The 20,246-nt window shown below is 44.3% G+C and carries 21 protein-coding genes; 8 read left to right on the forward strand and 13 right to left on the reverse strand.

Annotation, left to right across the window (positions count from 1 at the left end; genetic code table 11):
• Nucleotides 1–2: 2 nt before the first annotated feature.
• Together POW22_RS06085 and gcvP are read right to left on the reverse strand one after the other, a co-directional pair.
• Nucleotides 3–1,064, reverse strand: coding sequence for a 3-oxoacyl-ACP synthase III family protein (locus POW22_RS06085; protein ID WP_272831736.1), 1,062 nt, complete (start codon nucleotides 1,062–1,064; stop codon nucleotides 3–5).
• A 155-nt stretch (nucleotides 1,065–1,219) separates the two neighbouring features.
• On the reverse strand, nucleotides 1,220–4,069 hold the full coding sequence (gene gcvP / locus POW22_RS06090) for an aminomethyl-transferring glycine dehydrogenase (RefSeq protein ID WP_272831737.1): 2,850 nt from the start codon (nucleotides 4,067–4,069) through the stop codon (nucleotides 1,220–1,222).
• A 125-nt stretch (nucleotides 4,070–4,194) separates the two neighbouring features.
• Between gcvP and POW22_RS06095 the strand changes: the two genes are divergently transcribed.
• Entirely contained in the window at nucleotides 4,195–5,022 is an 828-nt protein-coding gene (locus tag POW22_RS06095) for a UbiA prenyltransferase family protein (protein WP_272831738.1), read from the forward strand.
• On the opposite strand, the gene POW22_RS06100 is transcribed toward POW22_RS06095, so the two are convergent.
• Together POW22_RS06100 and POW22_RS06105 are read right to left on the reverse strand one after the other, a co-directional pair.
• Nucleotides 5,023–5,262, reverse strand: coding sequence for a hypothetical protein (locus tag POW22_RS06100; RefSeq protein WP_272831739.1), 240 nt, complete (start codon nucleotides 5,260–5,262; stop codon nucleotides 5,023–5,025).
• A 12-nt stretch (nucleotides 5,263–5,274) separates the two neighbouring features.
• Complete coding sequence (locus POW22_RS06105) at nucleotides 5,275–5,826, reverse strand: sigma-70 family RNA polymerase sigma factor (RefSeq protein WP_272831740.1); 552 nt, start codon at nucleotides 5,824–5,826, stop codon at nucleotides 5,275–5,277.
• A 152-nt stretch (nucleotides 5,827–5,978) separates the two neighbouring features.
• On the opposite strand from POW22_RS06105, the gene POW22_RS06110 reads away from it, so the two are divergent.
• Nucleotides 5,979–7,427: a M20/M25/M40 family metallo-hydrolase gene (locus tag POW22_RS06110; RefSeq protein ID WP_272831741.1), complete on the forward strand. Its 1,449-nt coding sequence runs from the start codon at nucleotides 5,979–5,981 to the stop codon at nucleotides 7,425–7,427.
• Here the strand turns inward: POW22_RS06110 and POW22_RS06115 are convergent.
• The 9 genes from POW22_RS06115 to purK all read right to left on the reverse strand — a co-directional run bounded on the left by POW22_RS06115 (nucleotide 7,383) and on the right by purK (nucleotide 14,247).
• Complete coding sequence (locus POW22_RS06115; RefSeq protein WP_272831742.1) at nucleotides 7,383–7,889, reverse strand: SRPBCC family protein; 507 nt, start codon at nucleotides 7,887–7,889, stop codon at nucleotides 7,383–7,385. The two genes, POW22_RS06110 and POW22_RS06115, sit on opposite strands and share 45 nt — an antisense overlap.
• Entirely contained in the window at nucleotides 7,886–8,809 is a 924-nt protein-coding gene (locus POW22_RS06120; RefSeq protein ID WP_272831743.1) for a TIGR01777 family oxidoreductase, read from the reverse strand. Before POW22_RS06120 ends, POW22_RS06115 begins: the two co-directional genes overlap by 4 nt.
• The gene (locus POW22_RS06125; protein WP_272831744.1) at nucleotides 8,790–9,152 is read right to left on the reverse strand and encodes a hypothetical protein; all 363 of its coding nucleotides are present in this window, start codon (nucleotides 9,150–9,152) and stop codon (nucleotides 8,790–8,792) included. The genes POW22_RS06120 and POW22_RS06125 overlap by 20 nt, the downstream gene beginning before the upstream one ends.
• 5 nt (nucleotides 9,153–9,157) lie before the next feature.
• Nucleotides 9,158–9,499 (reverse strand): hypothetical protein, encoded by a 342-nt coding sequence (locus POW22_RS06130; RefSeq protein ID WP_272831745.1) that lies wholly within the window; start codon nucleotides 9,497–9,499, stop codon nucleotides 9,158–9,160.
• Entirely contained in the window at nucleotides 9,496–9,927 is a 432-nt protein-coding gene (locus tag POW22_RS06135) for a hypothetical protein (RefSeq protein ID WP_272831746.1), read from the reverse strand. Before POW22_RS06135 ends, POW22_RS06130 begins: the two co-directional genes overlap by 4 nt.
• Before the next feature lie 52 nt (nucleotides 9,928–9,979).
• Entirely contained in the window at nucleotides 9,980–10,483 is a 504-nt protein-coding gene (locus POW22_RS06140) for a GbsR/MarR family transcriptional regulator (RefSeq protein ID WP_272831747.1), read from the reverse strand.
• 91 nt (nucleotides 10,484–10,574) lie between these two features.
• Nucleotides 10,575–12,599, reverse strand: a complete 2,025-nt coding sequence (locus POW22_RS06145) for a M3 family metallopeptidase (RefSeq protein ID WP_272831748.1) — start codon at nucleotides 12,597–12,599, stop codon at nucleotides 10,575–10,577.
• 3 nt (nucleotides 12,600–12,602) lie between these two features.
• On the reverse strand, nucleotides 12,603–13,091 hold the full coding sequence (gene purE, locus POW22_RS06150; protein ID WP_272831749.1) for a 5-(carboxyamino)imidazole ribonucleotide mutase: 489 nt from the start codon (nucleotides 13,089–13,091) through the stop codon (nucleotides 12,603–12,605).
• Nucleotides 13,084–14,247 carry a 5-(carboxyamino)imidazole ribonucleotide synthase gene (purK, locus tag POW22_RS06155; protein ID WP_272831750.1) on the reverse strand — a complete coding sequence of 388 codons (1,164 nt, stop codon included), beginning with the start codon at nucleotides 14,245–14,247 and terminating at the stop codon, nucleotides 13,084–13,086. The genes purE and purK overlap by 8 nt, the downstream gene beginning before the upstream one ends.
• 282 nt (nucleotides 14,248–14,529) lie before the next feature.
• Here purK and POW22_RS06160 point away from each other — a divergent pair, with 282 nt between their 5' ends.
• From POW22_RS06160 to POW22_RS06185, 6 genes are all read left to right on the forward strand, one after another.
• Complete coding sequence (locus POW22_RS06160) at nucleotides 14,530–15,636, forward strand: adenylate kinase (protein WP_272831751.1); 1,107 nt, start codon at nucleotides 14,530–14,532, stop codon at nucleotides 15,634–15,636.
• Nucleotides 15,637–15,658: 22 nt separating this feature from the next.
• A complete protein-coding gene (gene obgE, locus POW22_RS06165) occupies nucleotides 15,659–16,672 on the forward strand; it encodes a GTPase ObgE (RefSeq protein ID WP_272831752.1) in 1,014 nt (337 codons plus the stop codon).
• A complete protein-coding gene (locus POW22_RS06170) occupies nucleotides 16,639–17,178 on the forward strand; it encodes a DUF4136 domain-containing protein (RefSeq protein ID WP_272831753.1) in 540 nt (179 codons plus the stop codon). The genes obgE and POW22_RS06170 overlap by 34 nt, the downstream gene beginning before the upstream one ends.
• 65 nt (nucleotides 17,179–17,243) lie before the next feature.
• A complete protein-coding gene (locus tag POW22_RS06175) occupies nucleotides 17,244–18,215 on the forward strand; it encodes a tetratricopeptide repeat protein (RefSeq protein ID WP_272831754.1) in 972 nt (323 codons plus the stop codon).
• Nucleotides 18,216–18,243: 28 nt separating this feature from the next.
• The gene (locus POW22_RS06180; RefSeq protein WP_272831755.1) at nucleotides 18,244–19,596 is read left to right on the forward strand and encodes a UDP-N-acetylmuramate--L-alanine ligase; all 1,353 of its coding nucleotides are present in this window, start codon (nucleotides 18,244–18,246) and stop codon (nucleotides 19,594–19,596) included.
• Nucleotides 19,597–20,244: a hypothetical protein gene (locus POW22_RS06185; protein ID WP_272831756.1), complete on the forward strand. Its 648-nt coding sequence runs from the start codon at nucleotides 19,597–19,599 to the stop codon at nucleotides 20,242–20,244.
• Nucleotides 20,245–20,246 lie beyond the last annotated feature (2 nt).

The raw sequence follows: 20,246 nt of genomic DNA on the forward strand, positions 1-20,246 counted from the left end.
GACTAGATTTGGTAAGCGATTGCGTTAATATGCATTCCGGCACCTACACTGGCAAACATGATCACATCGCCGCTGTTGAGTTGGTGCTCTTCCATTTGTCCTTTGCGAACCATATCAAAAAGGGTAGGTACCGTTGCTACGGAACTGTTGCCCAATTTGTGAATGCTCATCGGCATAATTCCTTCTGGAATATCTGCTTTGTAAAGACGATAGAGTCGTTTTAGAATAGCCTCATCCATCTTTTCATTGGCTTGATGGATAAAGATCTTCTTCACTTGCTCAATACCAACTCCAGCCTCATCCAAACAGGCTTTCATGGCATTAGGTACATTGGTCAATGCAAATTCATAGATCTTACGTCCGTCCATTTTAATGTAACGCGTATCGGGACACAGGTCTTTGTTGTATGATTTTCCGAAGTACAAGAAATAGGCTTCGTCATAAGTAAAACTGGCCGTTTTGTGACCGAGGATACCTCCCGTAGCAGCTTCATCAACTTCAACAATAGAAGCTCCGGCACCGTCCGAATAGATCATTGAATCTCTGTCGTGTTTGTCTACTACTCGAGATAAGGTCTCTGCTCCAATTACCAAACAACGCTTTGCCATTCCGGCTCTAATAAACGCTTGGGCTTGAATCATTCCTTCAACCCATCCTGGGCAACCAAAGAGAATATCGTAAGCCACACAGTTTGGATTCTTGATGCGCAAACTGTGTTTAACACGAGAAGCCAAACTCGGTAAAATATCACTTTGAATGGCGTTGTGTTTTACGTCCCCAAAATTATGGGCAACGATTATATAGTCTAATGTTTCTGGATCAATTTTGGCGTCTTCAATGGCTTTTTCTGCCGCGAAGAAACCAATGTCAGAAGCAGTTAAATGGTTCTTGACATATCGGCGTTCACCAATACCGGTAATGCCTTTAAATTTTTCTATGATGACTTCATTCGGATGTGAGAAGGGAGCTCCGTTGCTGTCTAGAAACTCATGTTTATCAAAGTCTTCATTCTTCTCAACGCTACTCGGGATGTAGCTGCCTGTACCTGTGATTTTGATGCTCATTCTGGTTGTGTTGCTTTTTGCAATTCGGCTAAACTAAAACATATAACGCACAATTCCTGAAAATTATGCAAAAGGCCGAAATTTTTGCCATATCTGCAAAAAACCGGCCTTGGTGTTGTAAAAATAAAACTTTTTTAAGGAAATATTCAAATTCCTTAGGCTTCCATATACTCTTCAATTGGAGCACAAGTACAGATCAAATTTCGATCTCCGTAGGCATCGTCTACACGACGCACCGTAGGCCAAAATTTATTGTCGTTCAAGTAGTCTAACGGATAGGCTGCTTCTTGTCTGCTATACGGGAATTCCCAAGCGTCTGCAGTTACCATTTGAAGGGTATGCGGAGCATTCTTAAGCACGTTGTTCGGATTGTCTTTGTCTACGGAATCGATCTCTTTTCTAATGGAGATCATTGCATCACAAAAACGATCCAATTCTGCCTTACTCTCACTCTCGGTAGGTTCTATCATCATAGTTCCAGCTACCGGGAAGGATACTGTTGGTGCATGGAATCCGTAGTCCATCAAACGCTTCGCGATATCAGTCACCTCAATTCCGTGCTCTTTGAACGGTCGACAGTCAATGATCATCTCGTGCGCAGCGCGTCCTTGCTCTCCTGTGTAAAGCGTTTCATAATGCCCACTCAAACGCTCTTTGATATAATTTGCGTTCAAAATGGCATATTCTGTTGACTTGCGCAGTCCACTTTCACCCAACATGGAGATGTAAGCATAACTGATCAAACAGGCTAGGGCAGAACCCCAAGGAGCTGCAGAGATCGGTGTGATCGCCTCAGTTCCGCCAGTTTCAATCAACGGATTGCCCGGTAAGAAGGGTACCAATTGTTCAGCTACGCAGATCGGTCCAACTCCAGGTCCGCCACCTCCGTGAGGAATGGCAAAGGTCTTGTGAAGGTTCAAGTGACAAACATCGGCACCAATAGCACCTGGATTGGTCAAGGCTACTTGAGCGTTCATGTTAGCACCATCCATATAAACTTGTCCGCCGTACTCGTGAATGATACCGGTGATCTCGCGAATGGCAGATTCATATACTCCGTGCGTAGACGGATAGGTTACCATGAGTGCAGCTAGGTTATCTTTATGTGCAATTGCCTTTTCACGCAAATCTTCTACGTCAATGTTTCCGTGCTCATCAGCCTTAGTCACGACCACTTTCATTCCCGCCATCACGGCAGATGCCGGATTGGTTCCGTGTGCAGAAGACGGGATCAAACAAATATCTCTGTGATGATCACCACGAGAATGGTGGTAGGCTCTAATAACCATCAGGCCTGCAAATTCTCCTTGAGCTCCAGAGTTAGGTTGCAAGGAAGTTCCTGCAAAACCAGTGATCTCTGTAAGTTGCTCTTCCAATTTTTTCAATACCAATTGGTAACCCAAAGCCTGTTCTACGGGAACAAAGGGGTGAATGTTCACCCAATTCGGGTCACTCAAAGGCAACATTTCAGAAGCTGCATTGAGCTTCATGGTACAGCTTCCCAATGGGATCATGGAGTGATTCAAAGAAAGATCTTTGCGTTCCAAACGCTTAATGTAGCGCATCAACTCAGATTCACTGTGATAGCTATTAAACACCTCGTGGGTCAAGAACTCGGTCTGACGCTGCAACGAAGTGGCCAGCGATGATTTCTCAATAAGTCTTTCAACCGTTGGCGCTTCTTGGAAGTTCGCCTCAGCAAAGATGGAAAGGATGTTGTTCAGGTCATCCAAATTCACAGTTTCATTCAAAGCGATAGAAACGGTCTCGGCATCTGGATAATAGAAATTGAGGTTATTGGCCTCGGCAATAAGTTTGATGTGATTCGAATCCGCTTTAATTCGGATGGTATCAAAATAACTTTCATTGATCTGCTCGTAACCCAAGGCTTCCAAATGATGCGTCAAGGTCACAGTAGCGCGATGCACTTTAGTGGCGATATCTCTCAAGCCTTCTGGCCCGTGATATACAGCGTACATTCCCGCCATCACCGCTAAAAGTACTTGAGCGGTACAAATGTTTGAGGTCGCTTTGTCACGCTTGATATGCTGCTCGCGTGTTTGCAAGGCCATGCGCAAGGCGCGGTTGCCGTCCGTATCACGAGTTACCCCAATGATACGTCCGGGAATATGTCTTTTAAATGCTTCACGAGTTGCAAAGAAGGCAGCGTGCGGTCCTCCGTATCCTAAAGGAATTCCAAAGCGCTGGGTGGTTCCCACTACTACATCGGCTCCTAAAGCACCTGGAGATTCTAGCAATACTAAACTTAAAGGATCAGCAGCTACCGCTACTTTGATCTCCATTGCATGAGCGCTAGTGATAAAACTTTTATAATCGAAAGTGATTCCGCTTGTTCCAGGATACTGCAGCAAGGCTCCAAAGTATTCCGTAGAAAAATCAAAATCACGGTGATCTCCTACAACCAATTCTATCCCGATTGGTATCGCACGGGTCTCTAACAAGGCTCTTGTCTGCGGTAATACTTCTTCAGATACAAAGAATTTGACCACATTGGCTTTCTTTTGAGCGCGTTCACGAACAGCAAAAAGCAAGGTCATTGCCTCTGCAGCTGCCGTGGATTCATCCAATAGTGATGCGTTGGCCAATTCCATTCCGGTCAGGTCAGTGACCATGGTTTGGTAGTTCAAAAGTGCTTCCAAACGCCCTTGAGCGATCTCCGCTTGATACGGGGTGTAAGCAGTATACCAGCCTGGATTTTCCAAAATGTTCCTTTGGATAGGAGCTGGGGTAGAGGATCGGTGGTAACCCAATCCAATAAAACTTTTATAGACCAGATTGTTTTCAGAAAGAGCGTTGATGTGATCCGCAAATTCCACCTCGCTCATGGGTTTGTCCAGGTGTAATTTCTGATTCAGGCGTATCTCTGCAGGAATGGTTTCCGAGATCAATTGTTCTAGGCTATCCGTACCGATGGTGGCTAGCATGCTTTGGAGGTCCGATGGTCTTGGACCGATGTGTCTTAGCGCAAAAGAATCCGTGTTCATTGGGTTGTAAAAATTTGTACACAAAAATACGACATATCGGTTATAAAAACAGCAGTTTTAACCCGAGCGGAAAATTTATTTATTGACAGCTTTAAAGCGAATTGTTCATTAATTTAGCTTACCCTATGGCTGTTCTTAGAGCTCTGTTTGATTTTTACCTGAAAGGCAGCGTGCACGTCGCCTTTGCAGTCTGTGCATCGCAAGGGTCCGCGACGGTTTTCTTGGGTATGAAATTCAGCCCACTGTTGACGTTGTTTACCTTTTTGGCAGCCGTTAGCGGATACAACTTTGTCAAATATGCTGAGCGGGCGCGTTGGTATCACAAAAGTCTTCCCAGAGAACTCAAAACCATTCAAATATTTTCCTTGATCTGTTTTTTAGCTTTGATAGGCTGCGGATTGTTTTTACCCTTTACCACTCTAGCAGGCTTTGGATTGCTGTCCTTGCTTACCATGGCCTATGTAGTGCCTATGTTGCCTCAGGCTAAAACGCTGAGAACCTTAGCGGGTATAAAAATATTCGTGGTTGCTCTGGTTTGGGCTGCAACTGCTGTGGGGATTCCCTTGTGGCATGAGGGCGTGTTGCCTTCTGCTGATGCCTATCTGTTATTTGTTCAATTCTTTTTGACAGTATTCGCCTTAACCATTCCCTTTGAGATTCGAGATCTGCAGGTGGACGGACTGGATCTAAAGACCTTGCCGCAAGCATTTGGGGTTCAAAAGAGTCGTTATCTCGGTATTGCCGCCGTACTACTAGCTGCGATCTTAGAAGGCTTTAAGGACGACTTTGTTTGGTATTCCAATATTTATTGGCTGCTAATAGCGCTTCTAACTGTTCTTGGTCTGCTCAGGGCTAAAACAGAACAGCCGCCCTATTTGGCGGCTTTCTGGATTGAATCGATTCCCATTGCTGGGTTGATCTATTTGTATTTTAGTGTAGGGCTTAACGGCTGACTATTTGCCAGACAACTGTTTGTTGAGCAATTCTTGCAAGTCTGCTTTTTCCTCTTTACTTACTGTGTTGACCTTTGGATTTTTCACCGCTTTGGTCAATTTAGTGTTACGCGCAGTGTATTTCTGACAAGCGCGGCAATAGATCAAGTGTATGTTCAAGCGCACCTTTTCCCAAAAGGTCGCTTCTTTATATTGTGATTTGTCACAAATATGATTGGCTTCGTGACACTCTAGTTTCATTTTTCCCATTTCCTATAACCAATTGTTTTCGAGGCAATCTGCCATGGCCTTTCTGGCTCTGTGGATGATCACCCATAGGTTAGACGGTGTAATATCAAAAGCATTACAAATTGCTTCGGTATCAAAATTTTCCATGGTCTTCATGCGGAAGATCGTACGCTGTTTTTCATTCAGACCGTCTAGGCAATCGTAGATCGCCGTTCCTAATTCTTCATTTTCAATTTGATCTTCTGCAGTGCGATCAAATTTGTCGGCAACGCGTTCTTCCAGCCAATCGCCTTCTGATTCACTGTCGTCATAATTGATCCGTACCTCTGCTTTTCCCTTGTTGGAATTGATCTTTCGGTAATGATCAATGATTTTTCTTTTCAGAATGGAGACCAGCCAAGTGCGTTCCGTAGCATCTCCTTTAAAATTCTCCATAGACTTCAGGCCGGCTAAAAAAGTCTCACTGATGAGGTCTTTAGCCAAGTCGCGGTCATTGACCCGAGCAATGGTGTAATTAAAGAGGTAGTCTGAATATCGAGCGACCCATTGGGTTGCATCTATTTGATTGTCCGCCATAAAAAGGCTCCTTGTAGATTTTTCCAAAAATATAAAAGTTCTACAACTTTAACAGGGCAGCATTTCCCATTAACAGGGTTTTGTGTTGGTTTTGCGCACTTTATCGGAAGTAAAATCGTACAATTTGTGTATTTTTGATGCAAACCTACGCTATGATTAAGAGAATTACCCTGCTGGCTTTGTTGCTGGCCCTACCGGCAACTGCGCTGTTTGGCCAAGAAGAGAGCAACTTTTTTTACGCCACCATGGATCTGGGCAGCGCCCAAGAGCTCTACCAAGAGTATCCCGATGACATTACTATAGTACGCGCTGTTTCTGGGCAGGCTGCCGTGTATATGAGTCCTTTTGCGGCGCACAAGCTTCACGACAATATCCTAACCCATGGGCCAGGCTATGTGTATATGCCGAGCCGAACTGCTGCCTTGGGGCAACTTAAGCCTTTGCAAGCTGCTGCAAAAAGCAGTTTTACCTATACCTTGACAGAATCTAGTTTGGTGGAGCAAGCTTTGCCTTTGGCTTCTGCGGCAAATATTGAAGCCCGTATCCTCAATTTGCAGAGTTACGGCACCCGCTACCACAACAGAGGTTCTGCGACAGATGCCGTTTATGACCTTAAGACAGAACTAGAAGCAGAGATTACCGCTGCAGGGCGTGATGATATTAGCGTACGTATTGTAAATCATACCGGAACTCCTATGCCGTCCTTAGTGGTAACAATTCCAGGAGGTTCTTTGGCTGATGAGTATGTAATCTTGGGTGGACATATCGATTCTACTGCTCCAGATAGAGACAACGCTCCTGGCGCCGATGATAACGCTTCTGGTATTGCAACGATCATGGAAGTGTTCCGTGTATTGCTAGAAATGGATTACCGTCCAAAACGCACGGTGGAATTTATGGCGTTTGCAGCAGAAGAGATCGGTTTGGTTGGCTCTTTTGAGATCGCACAAGACTACAACAATTCGGGTACGAATGTCTACGCTTATATGCAGATGGACATGACCAACTATAACGGTTCTGCCAACGATATCTATTTAATGACCGACCCGTACATCAGCAGTGAACTCAATACTTTTGTTTTTGATCTGATGGATACCTACAACGCCAGTGGAGAACACGCGTTTACCTACGGAACTTCTATTTGCAACTACGGCTGTTCAGATCATTTTAGTTGGGCACAAAATGGCTTTGATGTTGCCTTTCCTTTTGAGGCTTCATTTAGCGGAAGAAACCCGAATATTCACACTCCGGGAGATACTTACAGTGTTTCCGGGACTGCCAATCACGCCTTGAAATTTGCTAAGCTCGGACTGGAGTACATTTTAGAATCAGCTAAAAATGATCTTTTATCTACAACAGATTTTGGCCGACAAGCGGTTCAGATCGGGGTGAGTGACGGTTTGTTGAACTATCAACTGGGAACTCAAACTGAGTTTCAGAAATTGAGCGTTTTTAATGTGATCGGACAGCAGATCACTACGGCTACTATTGACAATCCGCAGGGAACGCTATCCTTGGGAAGTCTTAAAAGCGGAGTTTATATTGCCGTTTTTGAATCAAGCCGAGGTGGAAGCGTGGCGAAGAAGTTCGTCATCAACTAAAGCGTTTACAGCTTCATTTTCAATTTGACTTTTGATCTGAGCGTTTCTTTGTTTCAGAAAATGTCTTAAATGGTTCTTGAGTAGGAGTTTGTCAAACAGCTTTCCAAACCAGCCATAAGGTACTTTATAGAGGAGTTCGTCTTTCATGATAACATGATCACCGCACTGTTCAAACTCGTGTTTGTGCACAAAGTAGGTGAAATGGCCACGGATCATCAGATCTACAAAACAGTGGGGTTTCTCCATCTTAACGATCTTGGAGGTATGGGTCAGCCATAGTCCAAAGTGCTTTCCCTTCCAACGAACAGTCTCGTTGAGGTTGATGAGTCCTGAGGTAACGCCTTCAATGGCCTTTTCCCCGGATTGGCTTGCCGATTCCATGTGAAAACTAATATCTCTTGACAGGTCAAAAACCGAGTCAATGCTTCCTTTTATTGCTGTGGTGAGTTCTATTTTGGTCATGATAAAAGATCTTTTAAAGCGAGTTCTGGGCTGGTATATTTGTGTTTAAAACCAGCATTCAGTAAACGCTTAGGTTGTACATAGCGGCTTTTTAGGATCAGTTCCGTCTCCGTTTTAATCAAAAGTGCACCGAACTCTAAAAGCGGTTTGGGTAGGTTGATTCCCAAAGGAACTTTAAGGATGGCTCTCAAGTTCTGCATAAAGTGTCTATTACGGATGGGCAGGGGAGCAGCCAAATTGAAGATGCCTTCTTGTTCCGGATGGGTTATGATAAAAGCGATAGCACGGGCAAAATCCTCCTCATGCATCCAACTGATCTGTTGATTGCCATTGCCTTGTTGACCTCCAAATCCCAACTTGCTGATAGCTTTGATGGGTTGTAGCGCCCCTCCTTTTTTACCCAAAACAATTGCAATACGCACAGCCACCTGACGCACTTCTCTGCGGTAAAAGTCAAAGAAAGCGCGTTCCCATTTTTTAGCCACCTCTTCTGAAAAATTATTGCCCAAACGGCCGTTTTGTTCATCCATAGGCGTGGATTCAGAATGTTCATAAATGGTTCCAGTCGAAGCATTGATCCAAACTGAGGGCGGTGTTTTACAATTGTGCATGGCAAGGCCTAATGCCTTGGTGCTGTCCACACGAGAATCGATGATCGCCTTTTTATTAGCTGCTGTATAACGGCAATCTACGGACTTACCCGCTAGATTGATCAAAACTTCGCTAGAGGCCAAGGCTTGTGTCCATTCGCCTTGATTCTTGCCGTTCCAGATCAAATAAGTGACCTGCTTGCTGTTGGGTCTAAAGTTTCTACTCAGCACGTAAATATGCTTTACGCGAGTCTTGAAATATTCAATGAGCACCTGACCTAAAAAGCCTGTGCCGCCTGCTATGGTGATATTATGATTCTTCAATTCCATGATAGTGTGTTTGAAGTTGTTTTAGAATGATGATAAAAAAGATCGCTAAGGGTATTGAAGCCAACACCGTAAATATGACGGTTTGATGACCCGCGGTAAGAAAGAAGTTGATAAGCACAGCCGTGCAGGGTATGGCGTAAATGACCAGTTGCCGTTGTATTCTTTTTGAATAATCCTTGAATTTTATGATTGCATGCAGGAACAAAAGCACCTGAACCCCTCCTAATAGGACATGAATTACAGCTCCTGGAAAAAGTAGCAGATATCCTGCTGCCCCAAGCGCGAACAGGAGCACGTTAAGGCCAAAAGCGTATTTGAATAACCAATGATAATAGCGTTCCATACTGTTTAGTTTTCAGCTTGATTATATTTTTGTTCGATTTGATAAATGATCCCAGAGAAATAGATCGCTAAAGGAACAGAACCGACTACCATCATGGCTAAGAGGTCTTCATTCCATGAAATGACCGCTGCTAATACAAGTGGAACGGTGATCCCTGCATAGATGTACACCTGTAAGTTTTCTAATTGCGTATTGTCCTTTCGCGTGATTAAATAGCCCAGCATACAGCTGAGTTGAAAAGCGCCTAAAAGCAGGTGACAGATTATTCCCGGCCACAAGAAGATAAAGTATCCTGCAACAGTCAAAAGGATGAGCGTGATGTTTATTGGAAATATTAGGCTTCTCATAATAGTTGCATTAAATGGTGGATAATTAAAGCGATATACCCCAAAGCGAATAAGACGAACAGTCCGTTCATGCCATAGCTTCCTAATTTGAACAATTTGGTTTGTGGAATATTGTACATCGGATAGTAAGCAATTTGGGTAATGATTTTTCCAATCCAATAAGACCCAATGATCAATGAAATGCCTAAGCTCAACAATGACGGCGTAAGCAAAGGTTCGATTAACAGTATTGTCATTAATCCAAAAGAGAAATTAAGTCCTTGAATATAGTGGCCGTAAGTCTTTGCTATTTCTTGATTCAAGGGTTTGAGTTGTTTGATATCGTTGTACCAGTCAAAGACTTTGTGTCTGATGTACGGGTAGATCAAAGCGGTAAAGATTTGTCCAATTCCAGCAGCGATTAAAACGTAGTATAAGGTGGTTTTCATTTTGTTTATTTTAAACTTTCAATAAATATTGAAACATATATTGAAAAAAATTTTATTTGAATAGTTTAATGATCGTCTTGGTTACCCAGTTTTGTTCTGTGCTAACAATGCGTCCCAAGAGGGCATTGGCATTTTCCGTCAATTCATGCATGGCCTTGGTTTGCTTAATGAACTCCTCATTCGCTGCACTCCCGTTAGACTCTATACTTGAGATCTCTTTCAAAACCTTAATAGTAGGCTCAATTTCTCGGCGGCTGCGCTCCTTGGCAATTTGTCGCGCCAGCTCGTTTACGTCTTTCTCACTAGCAAAGAACTCTTTGCGTTCCCCGGGTTTGGTCACTTTGTATACAATGCCCCAATCAATGAGTCCGCGTAAATTCATGCTCGCATTTCCACGGGAGATTTCCAGTTCTTCCATGATCTCTTCCATAGAAAGTGGCTCCGGAGCAATAAACAGCAGGGCATGGATCTGTGCCATGGCTTTATTGATTCCCCAAAGGGTTCCTAAGGATCCCCAGGTACTTATAAATTTCTGTTTTGCTTCTTTGAATTCCACGGTGTAAAGATATAAAAATATTTTAAACTTTCAATAATTATTGAAAATATGTGAATCAAAGGAATAGTTGATTATTCCTTTTTATGTTGATTTAAAGTAAACCGGCGCGTTCTAAAAGCGCCTTGGGGTCTGGTTTTTGACCGCGGAATTTTACATAAAGCTCCATCGGGTCTTGGGTACCGCCTTGTGAAAGGACAAAGTCTTTGAACTTATCTGCCACGGTTCGATCAAAGATTCCCTCAGCCTTAAAGTAACTGAACGCATCCGCATCCAAAACCTCTGCCCACTTATAACTGTAGTAGCCTGCAGAGTATCCGCCTTGAAAAATATGGCTGAAAGAGGTGCTCATACAGGTCTGGGCAGTCGCAGGATAAAGTTTAGTGGAAGCAAATGCAGCCTCTTCAAAAGCTTTTACGTCTTTAATAGCAGATGGATCTGCACTGTGCCAAGCCATGTCCAGCATTCCAAAGCTCAATTGACGCAAGGTCTGCATCCCTTCATTGAAGGTGGCGCTGGCCTTGATCTTTTTAATGAGTTCCATCGGAATGTCTTCACCCGTCTCGTAATGCTTAGCAAAGAGCGATAAGGCTTCTTGCTCATAACACCAGTTCTCCATAAGCTGACTGGGCAGCTCTACAAAGTCCCAAAGCACGCTGGTTCCAGACAAGCTGCTATAGGTAGTATTGGCCAACATGCCGTGCAGTGCGTGTCCAAATTCATGGAACAGGGTGGTCACCTCATTAAAGGTCAAGAGCGATGGCTTGTCTGCTGTTGAAGGTGTGAAATTACACACTATGGATACGTGTGGTCTTTCATTATTGCCGTTTACAGTTTGCTGCGGACGGTAACTGGTCATCCAAGCGCCTCCGCGCTTTCCAGGTCTCGGGTGGAAATCTGCGTAGAACAGAGAAATATAGTTCCCTGTGCTGTCGGTGACCTTATAGGTTTTTACGTCTTTGTGATAGACTGGTACATCATTGATCGGTTCAAAATTCAGATCGAACAAACGAGAAGCCACCTCGAAAGAACCGGCTATAACCTTGTCTAATTCAAAGTAGGGCTTGAGTTCTTCCTCGTCAAAGTCAAAGAGTTTTTTCTTGAGCTTTTCGCCGTAGTAAGCACCATCCCATTTTTGCAATTGATCAATGCCGTCCAGCTCTTTCGCAAACTGCTCTAAGCGGTCATATTCACCTTGCGCTGCTGGTTTGGCTTTGTCTTTTAATTCTTCTAAAAAGGCAGTGACCGCTTCTGGGGTTTTGGCCATGCGGTCTTCTAAGACAAAATGGGCGTGGGTGTCGTAGCCCAGCAATTGAGCGCGTTTATGGCGCAAATTAGCAATGTCCAATACCAACTGTTGGTTGTCGTTCTCATTGCCTTTAAATGCCTTAGCACCAAAAGCCAAGGATAATTCTTTACGCAGCTCTCTGTTATCCGCATAGGTCATAAACGGAATATAACTTGGGTACTGCAAGGTGATCACCCAACCGTCTTTATCGCGACTTTTAGCCTCAGCAGCAGCCATGGCTTTGGCTGTTTCTGGTAGTCCGTTAAGATCAGATTCTTCGGTTAGGTGCAACTCATATGCATTAGTCTCTGCCAAAACATGCTCACCAAACTTCAAGGTCTTTTGCGCAAGTTCTGCGTCATTTTTTCTGAGTTCCTGCTGATCGGCTTCATTCAGGTTGGCTCCGTTACGAGCAAAGCCTTGATATTGACGCTCCAAAAGCATGGCGTCCTCAGCAGTCAATTCCAGCTTAGATTTATTGTCATAAACCGCTTTGACACGTTTAAATAAAGCCTCATTTAGTAGTAAATCGTTCTTAAAAGCCGATAGGAGCGGAGAGATCTCTTGAGCTATTGCTTGAATCTGCTCATTGGTCTCCGCACTGTTTAGGTTAAAGAAAATAGAACTCACCTTACCCAATTGCTGGCCGGTACGTTCCAAAGCAACCACGGTATTCAAAAAGGTGGGAGCTTCCGTTTGGTCTGTAATGGCTTTTACCTCCTGATGCGTGTCTGCGATCAAGCTTTTAATGGCTGGGCTAAAATGTTCGGGTTTTATTTGATCAAAAGGTGCAGCGTCAAAAGGCTGCAACAACGGATTTACTGTACTCATGGATTATTTTTCCTTCAAGGATTTGGCACCTTCTTCTACTTTAATCTTCAGGCCTTCTTTGTAAGCGATGATCTTATCCAACACACATTTGTCGTGAGCTCCAATGATCTGCGCGGCAAGGATACCTGCATTCTTGGCTCCGTCTAAAGCTACTGTCGCTACAGGTACGCCTCCTGGCATTTGCAAGATGGAAAGAACAGAATCCCAACCGTCAATAGAGTTTCTCGATTTTACAGGAACTCCAATCACAGGCAGTGGCGATAAAGAAGCGATCATGCCTGGTAAATGCGCTGCACCTCCAGCTCCGGCAATGATCACTGAAAAGCCACGCTTATGGGCGTGCTTTCCGTAGTCAAAAAGTTTGTCCGGTGTTCTGTGTGCCGATACAATATCCACCTCAGTTTGAATATCAAATCCCGCCAAAATATCAATGGCTTCTTGCATTACTGGCAGGTCACTGGTGCTGCCCATTATGATTCCTACTTTACTCATGACTACTAATTACGCGTATTTTTTCTTTTACTTCTTGAGCGATGCGTCTGGCCTCTACCAGATTCTCGTTGGTGATGGTCACATGGCCCATCTTTCTAAAAGGGCGGGTCATCTTTTTGCCGTAAATGTGAGGCGTTACCCCTGGCAAACTCATGATCTCCGCAATATTTTCATAGCGAACCTGGCCGGTATGCCCTTCGGCTCCTACCAAGTTAACCATTATCCCGCCGACCTTGCTATCAGTATTTCCTAACGGCAAACCGAGCACGGCGCGCAGGTGTTGTTCAAACTGATTGGTAAAACTGGCCTCAATGCTGTAGTGGCCGCTATTGTGCGGACGCGGTGCTACTTCATTGACCAAGATCTGATCGTCTTCTGTTTGGAAGAGTTCTACAGCTAATAGCCCAACATGTCCAAATGCTGCGGATGCTTTAAGTGCAACTTCACGTGCTTTCTGCGCAACGGCATCGTCAATACGGGCCGGGCAGATCACATACTCCACCTGATTGGCCTCAGGATGAAATTCCATCTCCACTACCGGGTAGCTCACAGCTTCTCCATTGGAAGAACGCGCCACGATCACGGCGAGTTCGTTCTTGAAAGGAATCATCTTTTCAGCTATACAGGGCACGTTAGCCAAGCCGTCCAGATCACTCAGGTCACGAACGATCTTTACGCCCATACCGTCATAACCTCCCACACAACTTTTCCAAACAAAAGGCAGCTCCCAATTGTTGGCTGCCACCCAAGCTTTTGCTTCCCCAGTAGATTCAAAACGCTGGTAGGGTGCCGTTGGAATTTCATGCTTGGCATAAAAGTCTTTTTGCACGCCTTTGTTCTGTATATTTCTAAGAGTCGCTGCTTGCGGATAGGTTTTAACCCCTTCTGATTCTAGCTTTTCCAAAGCGTCCAAATTCACGCCTTCAATCTCAATGGTGAGCACGTCCACATCTTTTCCGAAGCTGTAAACCGTGTCAAAATCCATCAGATCGCCTTGAACAAAAGTGTCGCAAGAAATGCGGCAAGGCGCCTCAGCGCTAGGGTCCAATACTTTTGTTTTGATGTCAAATTTGCGGGTGTCGTACAGGAGCATTTTGCCCAGTTGTCCTCCGCCTAGAATACCTAAAGTGAAGTTTGTAGAGAAGTAATCGGTCATTATTTTACCAAATGAACCACAAAAATAAGGCTTTTGATTCTAACCCTTATACCGCGGTAAAAAATTTATTACAGCCCCAAATTGCTTCAAAAACAGCTTGTAACTGCAGTTTTCAATTGAAACGTAGCGCTGCTATGTTCCAATTTCCAAACTGCCTGTTTTTATTGCACTTTGAACCCTCACTACAAAGTTTTACCACTATATAAGGGTTTTGTTTGGTCTTCTTACGTATAATGCGTTAAAAGCGTATCTTTGCCCCGAATTTAAAAGGCCTCAAGCGATTTGATCACTCTAGGAGACAAGCAATTTGAAAAGTACTTAACGGCAACCGATGTGCAGCATGCTGTAAATGGTGTTGCTGTGCGCGTTGCAGATGACTTCAAAGCCAAGAACCCCGTTTTCTTGGTGGTACTCAACGGAGCTTTTTTCTTTGCTGCGGATTTGATCAAACGTTTCAATTATCCTTGTGAGCTCAGCTTTATTAAAGTGGCGAGCTATGACGGACTAAGCAGTTCTGGAGACATCTCTACGGTAATGGGCGCAGAACCCTCACTTAAAGACAGGCACGTCATTGTGGTTGAAGATATCGTAGACTCTGGTAACACTATTGAGGCGATTATTGAAATTTTAAATCAAGAGCAGGTGGCCAGTTATTCGATCGCCTCGCTTTTTTATAAACCCGATGCTTACCTTAAATCCTTTCCCTTAGATTATGTAGGGATGGAGATTGAAGACCGTTTCATAGTTGGATACGGTTTGGACTACAACGGCTTGGGTAGAAACTTAAAAGACATTTACATTTTAAAAGCACAACAAATGACAAATCTCGTATTGTTTGGCCCTCCGGGAGCCGGAAAAGGAACACAAGCCGCATTGATCAAAGATCGTTACGAGCTGGTACACATCTCTACCGGAGATGTATTCCGTTACAATATGAAGAATAATACAGAGCTGGGACAAGCTGCACAGGCCTATATGGACCGTGGAGATTTAGTGCCGGATTCTTTGACCATTGATATGCTGCGTGCAGAGGTTGAGAAGAATCCGCAGGCCAAAGGCTTTATCTTTGATGGATTCCCTAGAACAGAAGCGCAAGCAGCTGCTTTGGATGAACTTTTGGAAAGCATGAACTCTGCAGTAAGTGGTTGTGTGGCCCTTGAGGTAGATACCGAGATCTTGGTGGAGCGTTTGTTAGAACGCGGAAAAACTAGCGGCCGTGCAGATGATCAAGACGAGTCAAAGATTCGCAACCGTTTTGAGGAGTACAATGAAAAAACCGCCGTTTTAAAAGGGTACTATCAAAATCAAGATAAATTCCACGCCATTGACGGCGTAGGATCCATTGACGAGATCACCGGGCGTTTAACGTCTGTGATCGATCAGTTATAATCCGCAGTAAAAAACAAGAGCCATGACAGAAGGCAACTTTGTAGACTATGTGAAGATACACGTTACTTCTGGTAAAGGTGGTAAGGGAAGCGCGCATTTACACCGCGAAAAGTACATTGCCAAAGGAGGCCCTGATGGCGGTGATGGCGGTCGTGGCGGACACGTGATCATTAGAGCAAACCCCAACTTTTGGACGCTCTATCACCTCAAATTCAAAAGACACTTTAAGGCAGATCATGGCGAAAACGGTGGTAAGCAACGCTCTACGGGTGCCAACGGTAAAGATGTGATCATTGAGGTGCCACGCGGTACGGTGATCCGCAGAACAGAAGACCAAGAAATCTTACACGAACTCACCGAAGCCAATGAAGAATTGGTCATTGCAGAAGGCGGTAAAGGTGGTCTTGGAAACTGGCACTTTAAAAGTGCTACGCGGCAAACACCGCGTTATGCGCAGCCTGGTTTAGAAGGCGAGGAGAAGAACATTACTTTAGAGCTTAAAGTTTTAGCCGATGTTGGCTTGGTAGGCTTCCCCAACGCTGGGAAATCTACTTTACTATCTGTGATCACAGCGGCCAAACCTAAAATTGCTGCCTACGAATTCACCACCCTAAAGCCGAATTTGGGAATTGTGGAATACCGCGATTACCAAACCTTTGTAATGGCAGATATTCCTGGGATCATTGAGGGAGCTGCTGAGGGTAAAGGGATCGGACACCGCTTTTTGCGCCATATTGAGCGCAATTCTGTGTTGCTGTTCTTAGTTCCTGCAGATGCAGACGATATCTACAAGCAATACGAGATCTTGTTGGATGAGCTCCGCAGATACAATCCAGAGTTGTTAGACAAAGAGCGCCTCATTGCCATTTCTAAATCCGACATGTTGGATGATGAGCTCAAGGCAGAGATGAAAGAAGAATTGGATCAGCAATTCACCGACGTACCTTATCTTTTCATATCTTCAGTAGCACAAACTGGCTTGATGCCTTTAAAAGATGCGCTATGGAAAATGTTAAATACTTCAACTGTCGAGTAGTTCCCTGCTTTCTAGTGGTTTTTTTACTCCTAGTGGGTTGCGGCCCAACGGCTCGGGTTGACTTTGATCCGGCTACGAATTTTACCAACTACAAGACCTATAAATGGTTTACCAGTCTAGATTCCGGACTCAGTGAATTAGACAACCGCCGCGTAAAACGCAGCGTAGATAGTTTACTGCAAAGTCAAGGATTTATTGAAAGTGAAGCTGCAGATTTTATGATCAATTTCTATGCGGTGGAAGAGATTGTTCCTGCAAATTCCATAGGAATTGGCATTGGCAGTGGAGGCGGAGGTATCGCTGTTGGCGGTAGCGGTAGCATCCCCGTTGGAGGAAATAAGATCCTCCAAACACTCACTTTAGATTTCGTAGATCCTGTTAAAGACGAGCTGATCTGGCAAGGGGTTTCGGTTCGGAAATACTTCACCACATCCACTCCGGAGCAAAAAGCGGAACACTATTTGAAGGTAGCAGCAAAACTCTTGAGATCGTTTCCACCACAATAATTTGGCGTTAAAGAGACGTAAAAATCAGCTGAGGTTTTAAAAACTTATAATAGATTTGTTTTGCTATGCGAAAGACCGCCCTTTTCCTTTTGTTCATTTTTAGTGCGACCCTGACTTATGCTCAGGCGTCCTTGACAGAGGCTAAAAAGCTCATAGAACAAAAGAACTACGCCCAATCAGAAAGAATTCTTTACAATTACCTGCAATCAGACCCAAACAATCTAGAGGCCCAAGAACTCTATGGGGACGCTTTGGGATATCAAGAGAAATGGGACGAGAGTATTGTGGTTTATGAAAAGCTAGCTCTGGCAAAACCAAAACACGCAGAGTATCATTATAAATACGGTGGAGCTATGGGGATGAAAGCCTTATCGGTGAGTAAGTTTAAGGCTTTGGGCATGTTGGGCGATATAAAATCAGCTTTTTTAACCGCTGCAGAATTAGACCCTAAACACATTGAGGTGCGTTGGGCCTTGGTGGAATTCTTTATGCAATTGCCCGGAATTGTTGGCGGTAGTGAACGCAAAGCACAAAAGTACGCCAATGAACTTTTAGCGCTGTCTCCAGTTGATGGATGGTTGGCTAAAGGATATATCGCTGAGTATAATGAAGATTTTAAAGACGCCGAATCCGCTTATAAAAAGGCCATTGAGGTCGGTGGTTCGGAACTGACATACAACAAGCTAATTGACCTCTATGAGGCGCACGGAGAAGGAGAGAAGGCCATAGAAACCACTCGGGCGTGTTTGGCGGCTCATGACAACAACCGTTTGCACTATCAGATCGGGAAGATTGCGGCAACTTATAACATCAACCCGGAATTGGGGATCAACTGTTTGGTCAAGTATATAGAGAATTACACCGTTAAAGACGGCGTGCCCAAGGATTGGGCGTATTATCGTTTGGCTCAGATCTATAGAAACCTAGGAGACAAAGGGCAAGCACAAACGTGGATTGACAAGGCGCTGGCTTCCAGACCCGACTTCAAAGAAGCCAAAAAAGAAGCTGTTGCCATAGGGCAAATGAGTTGCTGCTGATTCTTATCTTTACTTTTTATTTTAACCGATGCGCGTACATTTTATAGCTATTGGCGGAAGCGCCATGCACAACCTCGCACTAGCCCTACACCATCAAGGTGATCAGGTGACTGGAAGTGACGACGAGATCTTTGAACCTTCTTATTCCCGATTGAAAGCTGCTGGACTTTTGCCAGACTCTTTTGGTTGGAGCGCAGACCGGATCACTGCGGATATTGAGGCAGTCATCTTGGGGATGCATGCTAAAGGAGACAATCCGGAGCTCTTGAAAGCCAAAGAACTCGGCCTTTCGATCTATTCCTATCCCGAATTTCTCTACGAGCAATCCAAACTCAAGACCCGCGTGGTCATTGGCGGCTCTCACGGAAAGACCTCCATTACTTCTATGATCTTACACGTTTTGGATTATGTGGACAAGGAGGTCGATTTTATGGTAGGCGCGCAACTGGAAGGCTTTGACCGTATGGTGTCGCTCAATCCAGACAACGATTTTATGGTCTTAGAAGGAGATGAATACCTTTCATCGGCTTTAGACTTGAGACCCAAATTTCACTTATACAAACCTAATATCGCTTTGTTGAGCGGCATTGCTTGGGATCACATCAACGTATTTCCAACCTTCGAGAATTATGTGGAGCAGTTCGCCATCTTTTTGGAGCAGATCACTCCCGGTGGAGCCATTGTCTACAATGAAGAAGACGAGCAGGTCAAAGCAGTAGTTGAGGCTTGCAGTCAACCTATAAAGAAATACCCGTATCGTACTCCGGAATATGAAGTAGAGGACGGAGAGACGCTTTTGCACACTCCAGACGGACCTATGCCTTTGCAGATCTTTGGGAAGCACAACTTGAGCAATTTAGAAGGAGCGCGTTGGATCTGTCAATTGATGGGTGTGGACGCAGAAGATTTCTACGAAGCCATTTCCACCTTTAAAGGAGCCAGTAAACGCTTGGAGTTGGTTGCGAAATCCAGCTCCGCAGTTGCATATAAAGACTTTGCGCATTCGCCTTCTAAAGTAGAGGCTACAACCAAAGCATTAAAAGGACAATATCCCAACAGAACTTTATTGGCCTGTGTGGAATTGCACACCTACAGCAGTTTGACTCCAGAATTCTTAGCTCAGTATAAAGGAGCATTAGACGCTGCAGATGAGGCAGCGGTCTTTTACAGTCCACATGCCGTAGAGATCAAAAAGCTAGCTCCGGTATCGGCTGCTCAAATTGAAGAGGCTTTCCAGCGCAGTGATCTGAAGATATTCACAGACCCAGAGGCTTTTCAAGACTTCTTATTTGGTCAAGATCTCAGCGCTAAGAATTTATTGCTGATGAGTTCTGGAAACTACGGAGGCTTGGATTTTGAGCGATTAAAATCACTTTATTAAATGCGAGCGCTTGCGCTGCTACTGACACTATTTTTTACTGTGCCTGTTTTGGCACAAGAAGAGCGCGTGTATGAATTTGATCTCTTGGCGATCAATTATGTTACGCCTATCCAAAAGGATTACAGCCCAAAAAAGACCTACACCGCGATCAACAGCCAAGACAACAGCTATCATATGTTCTTGCAGATCGACGCGCCTAATGACAAAGTGACGATCACCATGATCGATAATGAAGAAGGTTGGTATAGCTATTCTTCCATGGCTTGGTCTGCCTTTGATCGGGTAGATGTGACCATCGTTTTAAAACAGAATGACCTGAGCAGACTCCGCGGCTCAAAAAGCTATCGGTTTGACTTTACGCCCAGCGGAATTCAAGACACGCTTATCTCAGAAAAAACCTATAAAACCTTTTCTTTAGCTTGGACTAAAAAGAAACGCGATATACGTCACCTTTTTGTTGTGGATACTACTTTTTCAGGAGAAAAGCCACAATTGTCTGAGGAGTTGTTTTCTAGTAATTATGAGCTGCTCGAGCGTATTCCTAACGGTCGATTAGAATCAGTTTTGTATCTAAAAAATGGCGATCCTATTTCTCGTAGCGACAATCTCGATTATGTGCCTATTTCGGTAAAAGTGAAGGTCAAATAGCT

Source organism: Gilvibacter sediminis, assembly GCF_028561565.1.
GTDB classification, from domain to species: Bacteria; Bacteroidota; Bacteroidia; order Flavobacteriales; family Flavobacteriaceae; genus Gilvibacter; species Gilvibacter sediminis.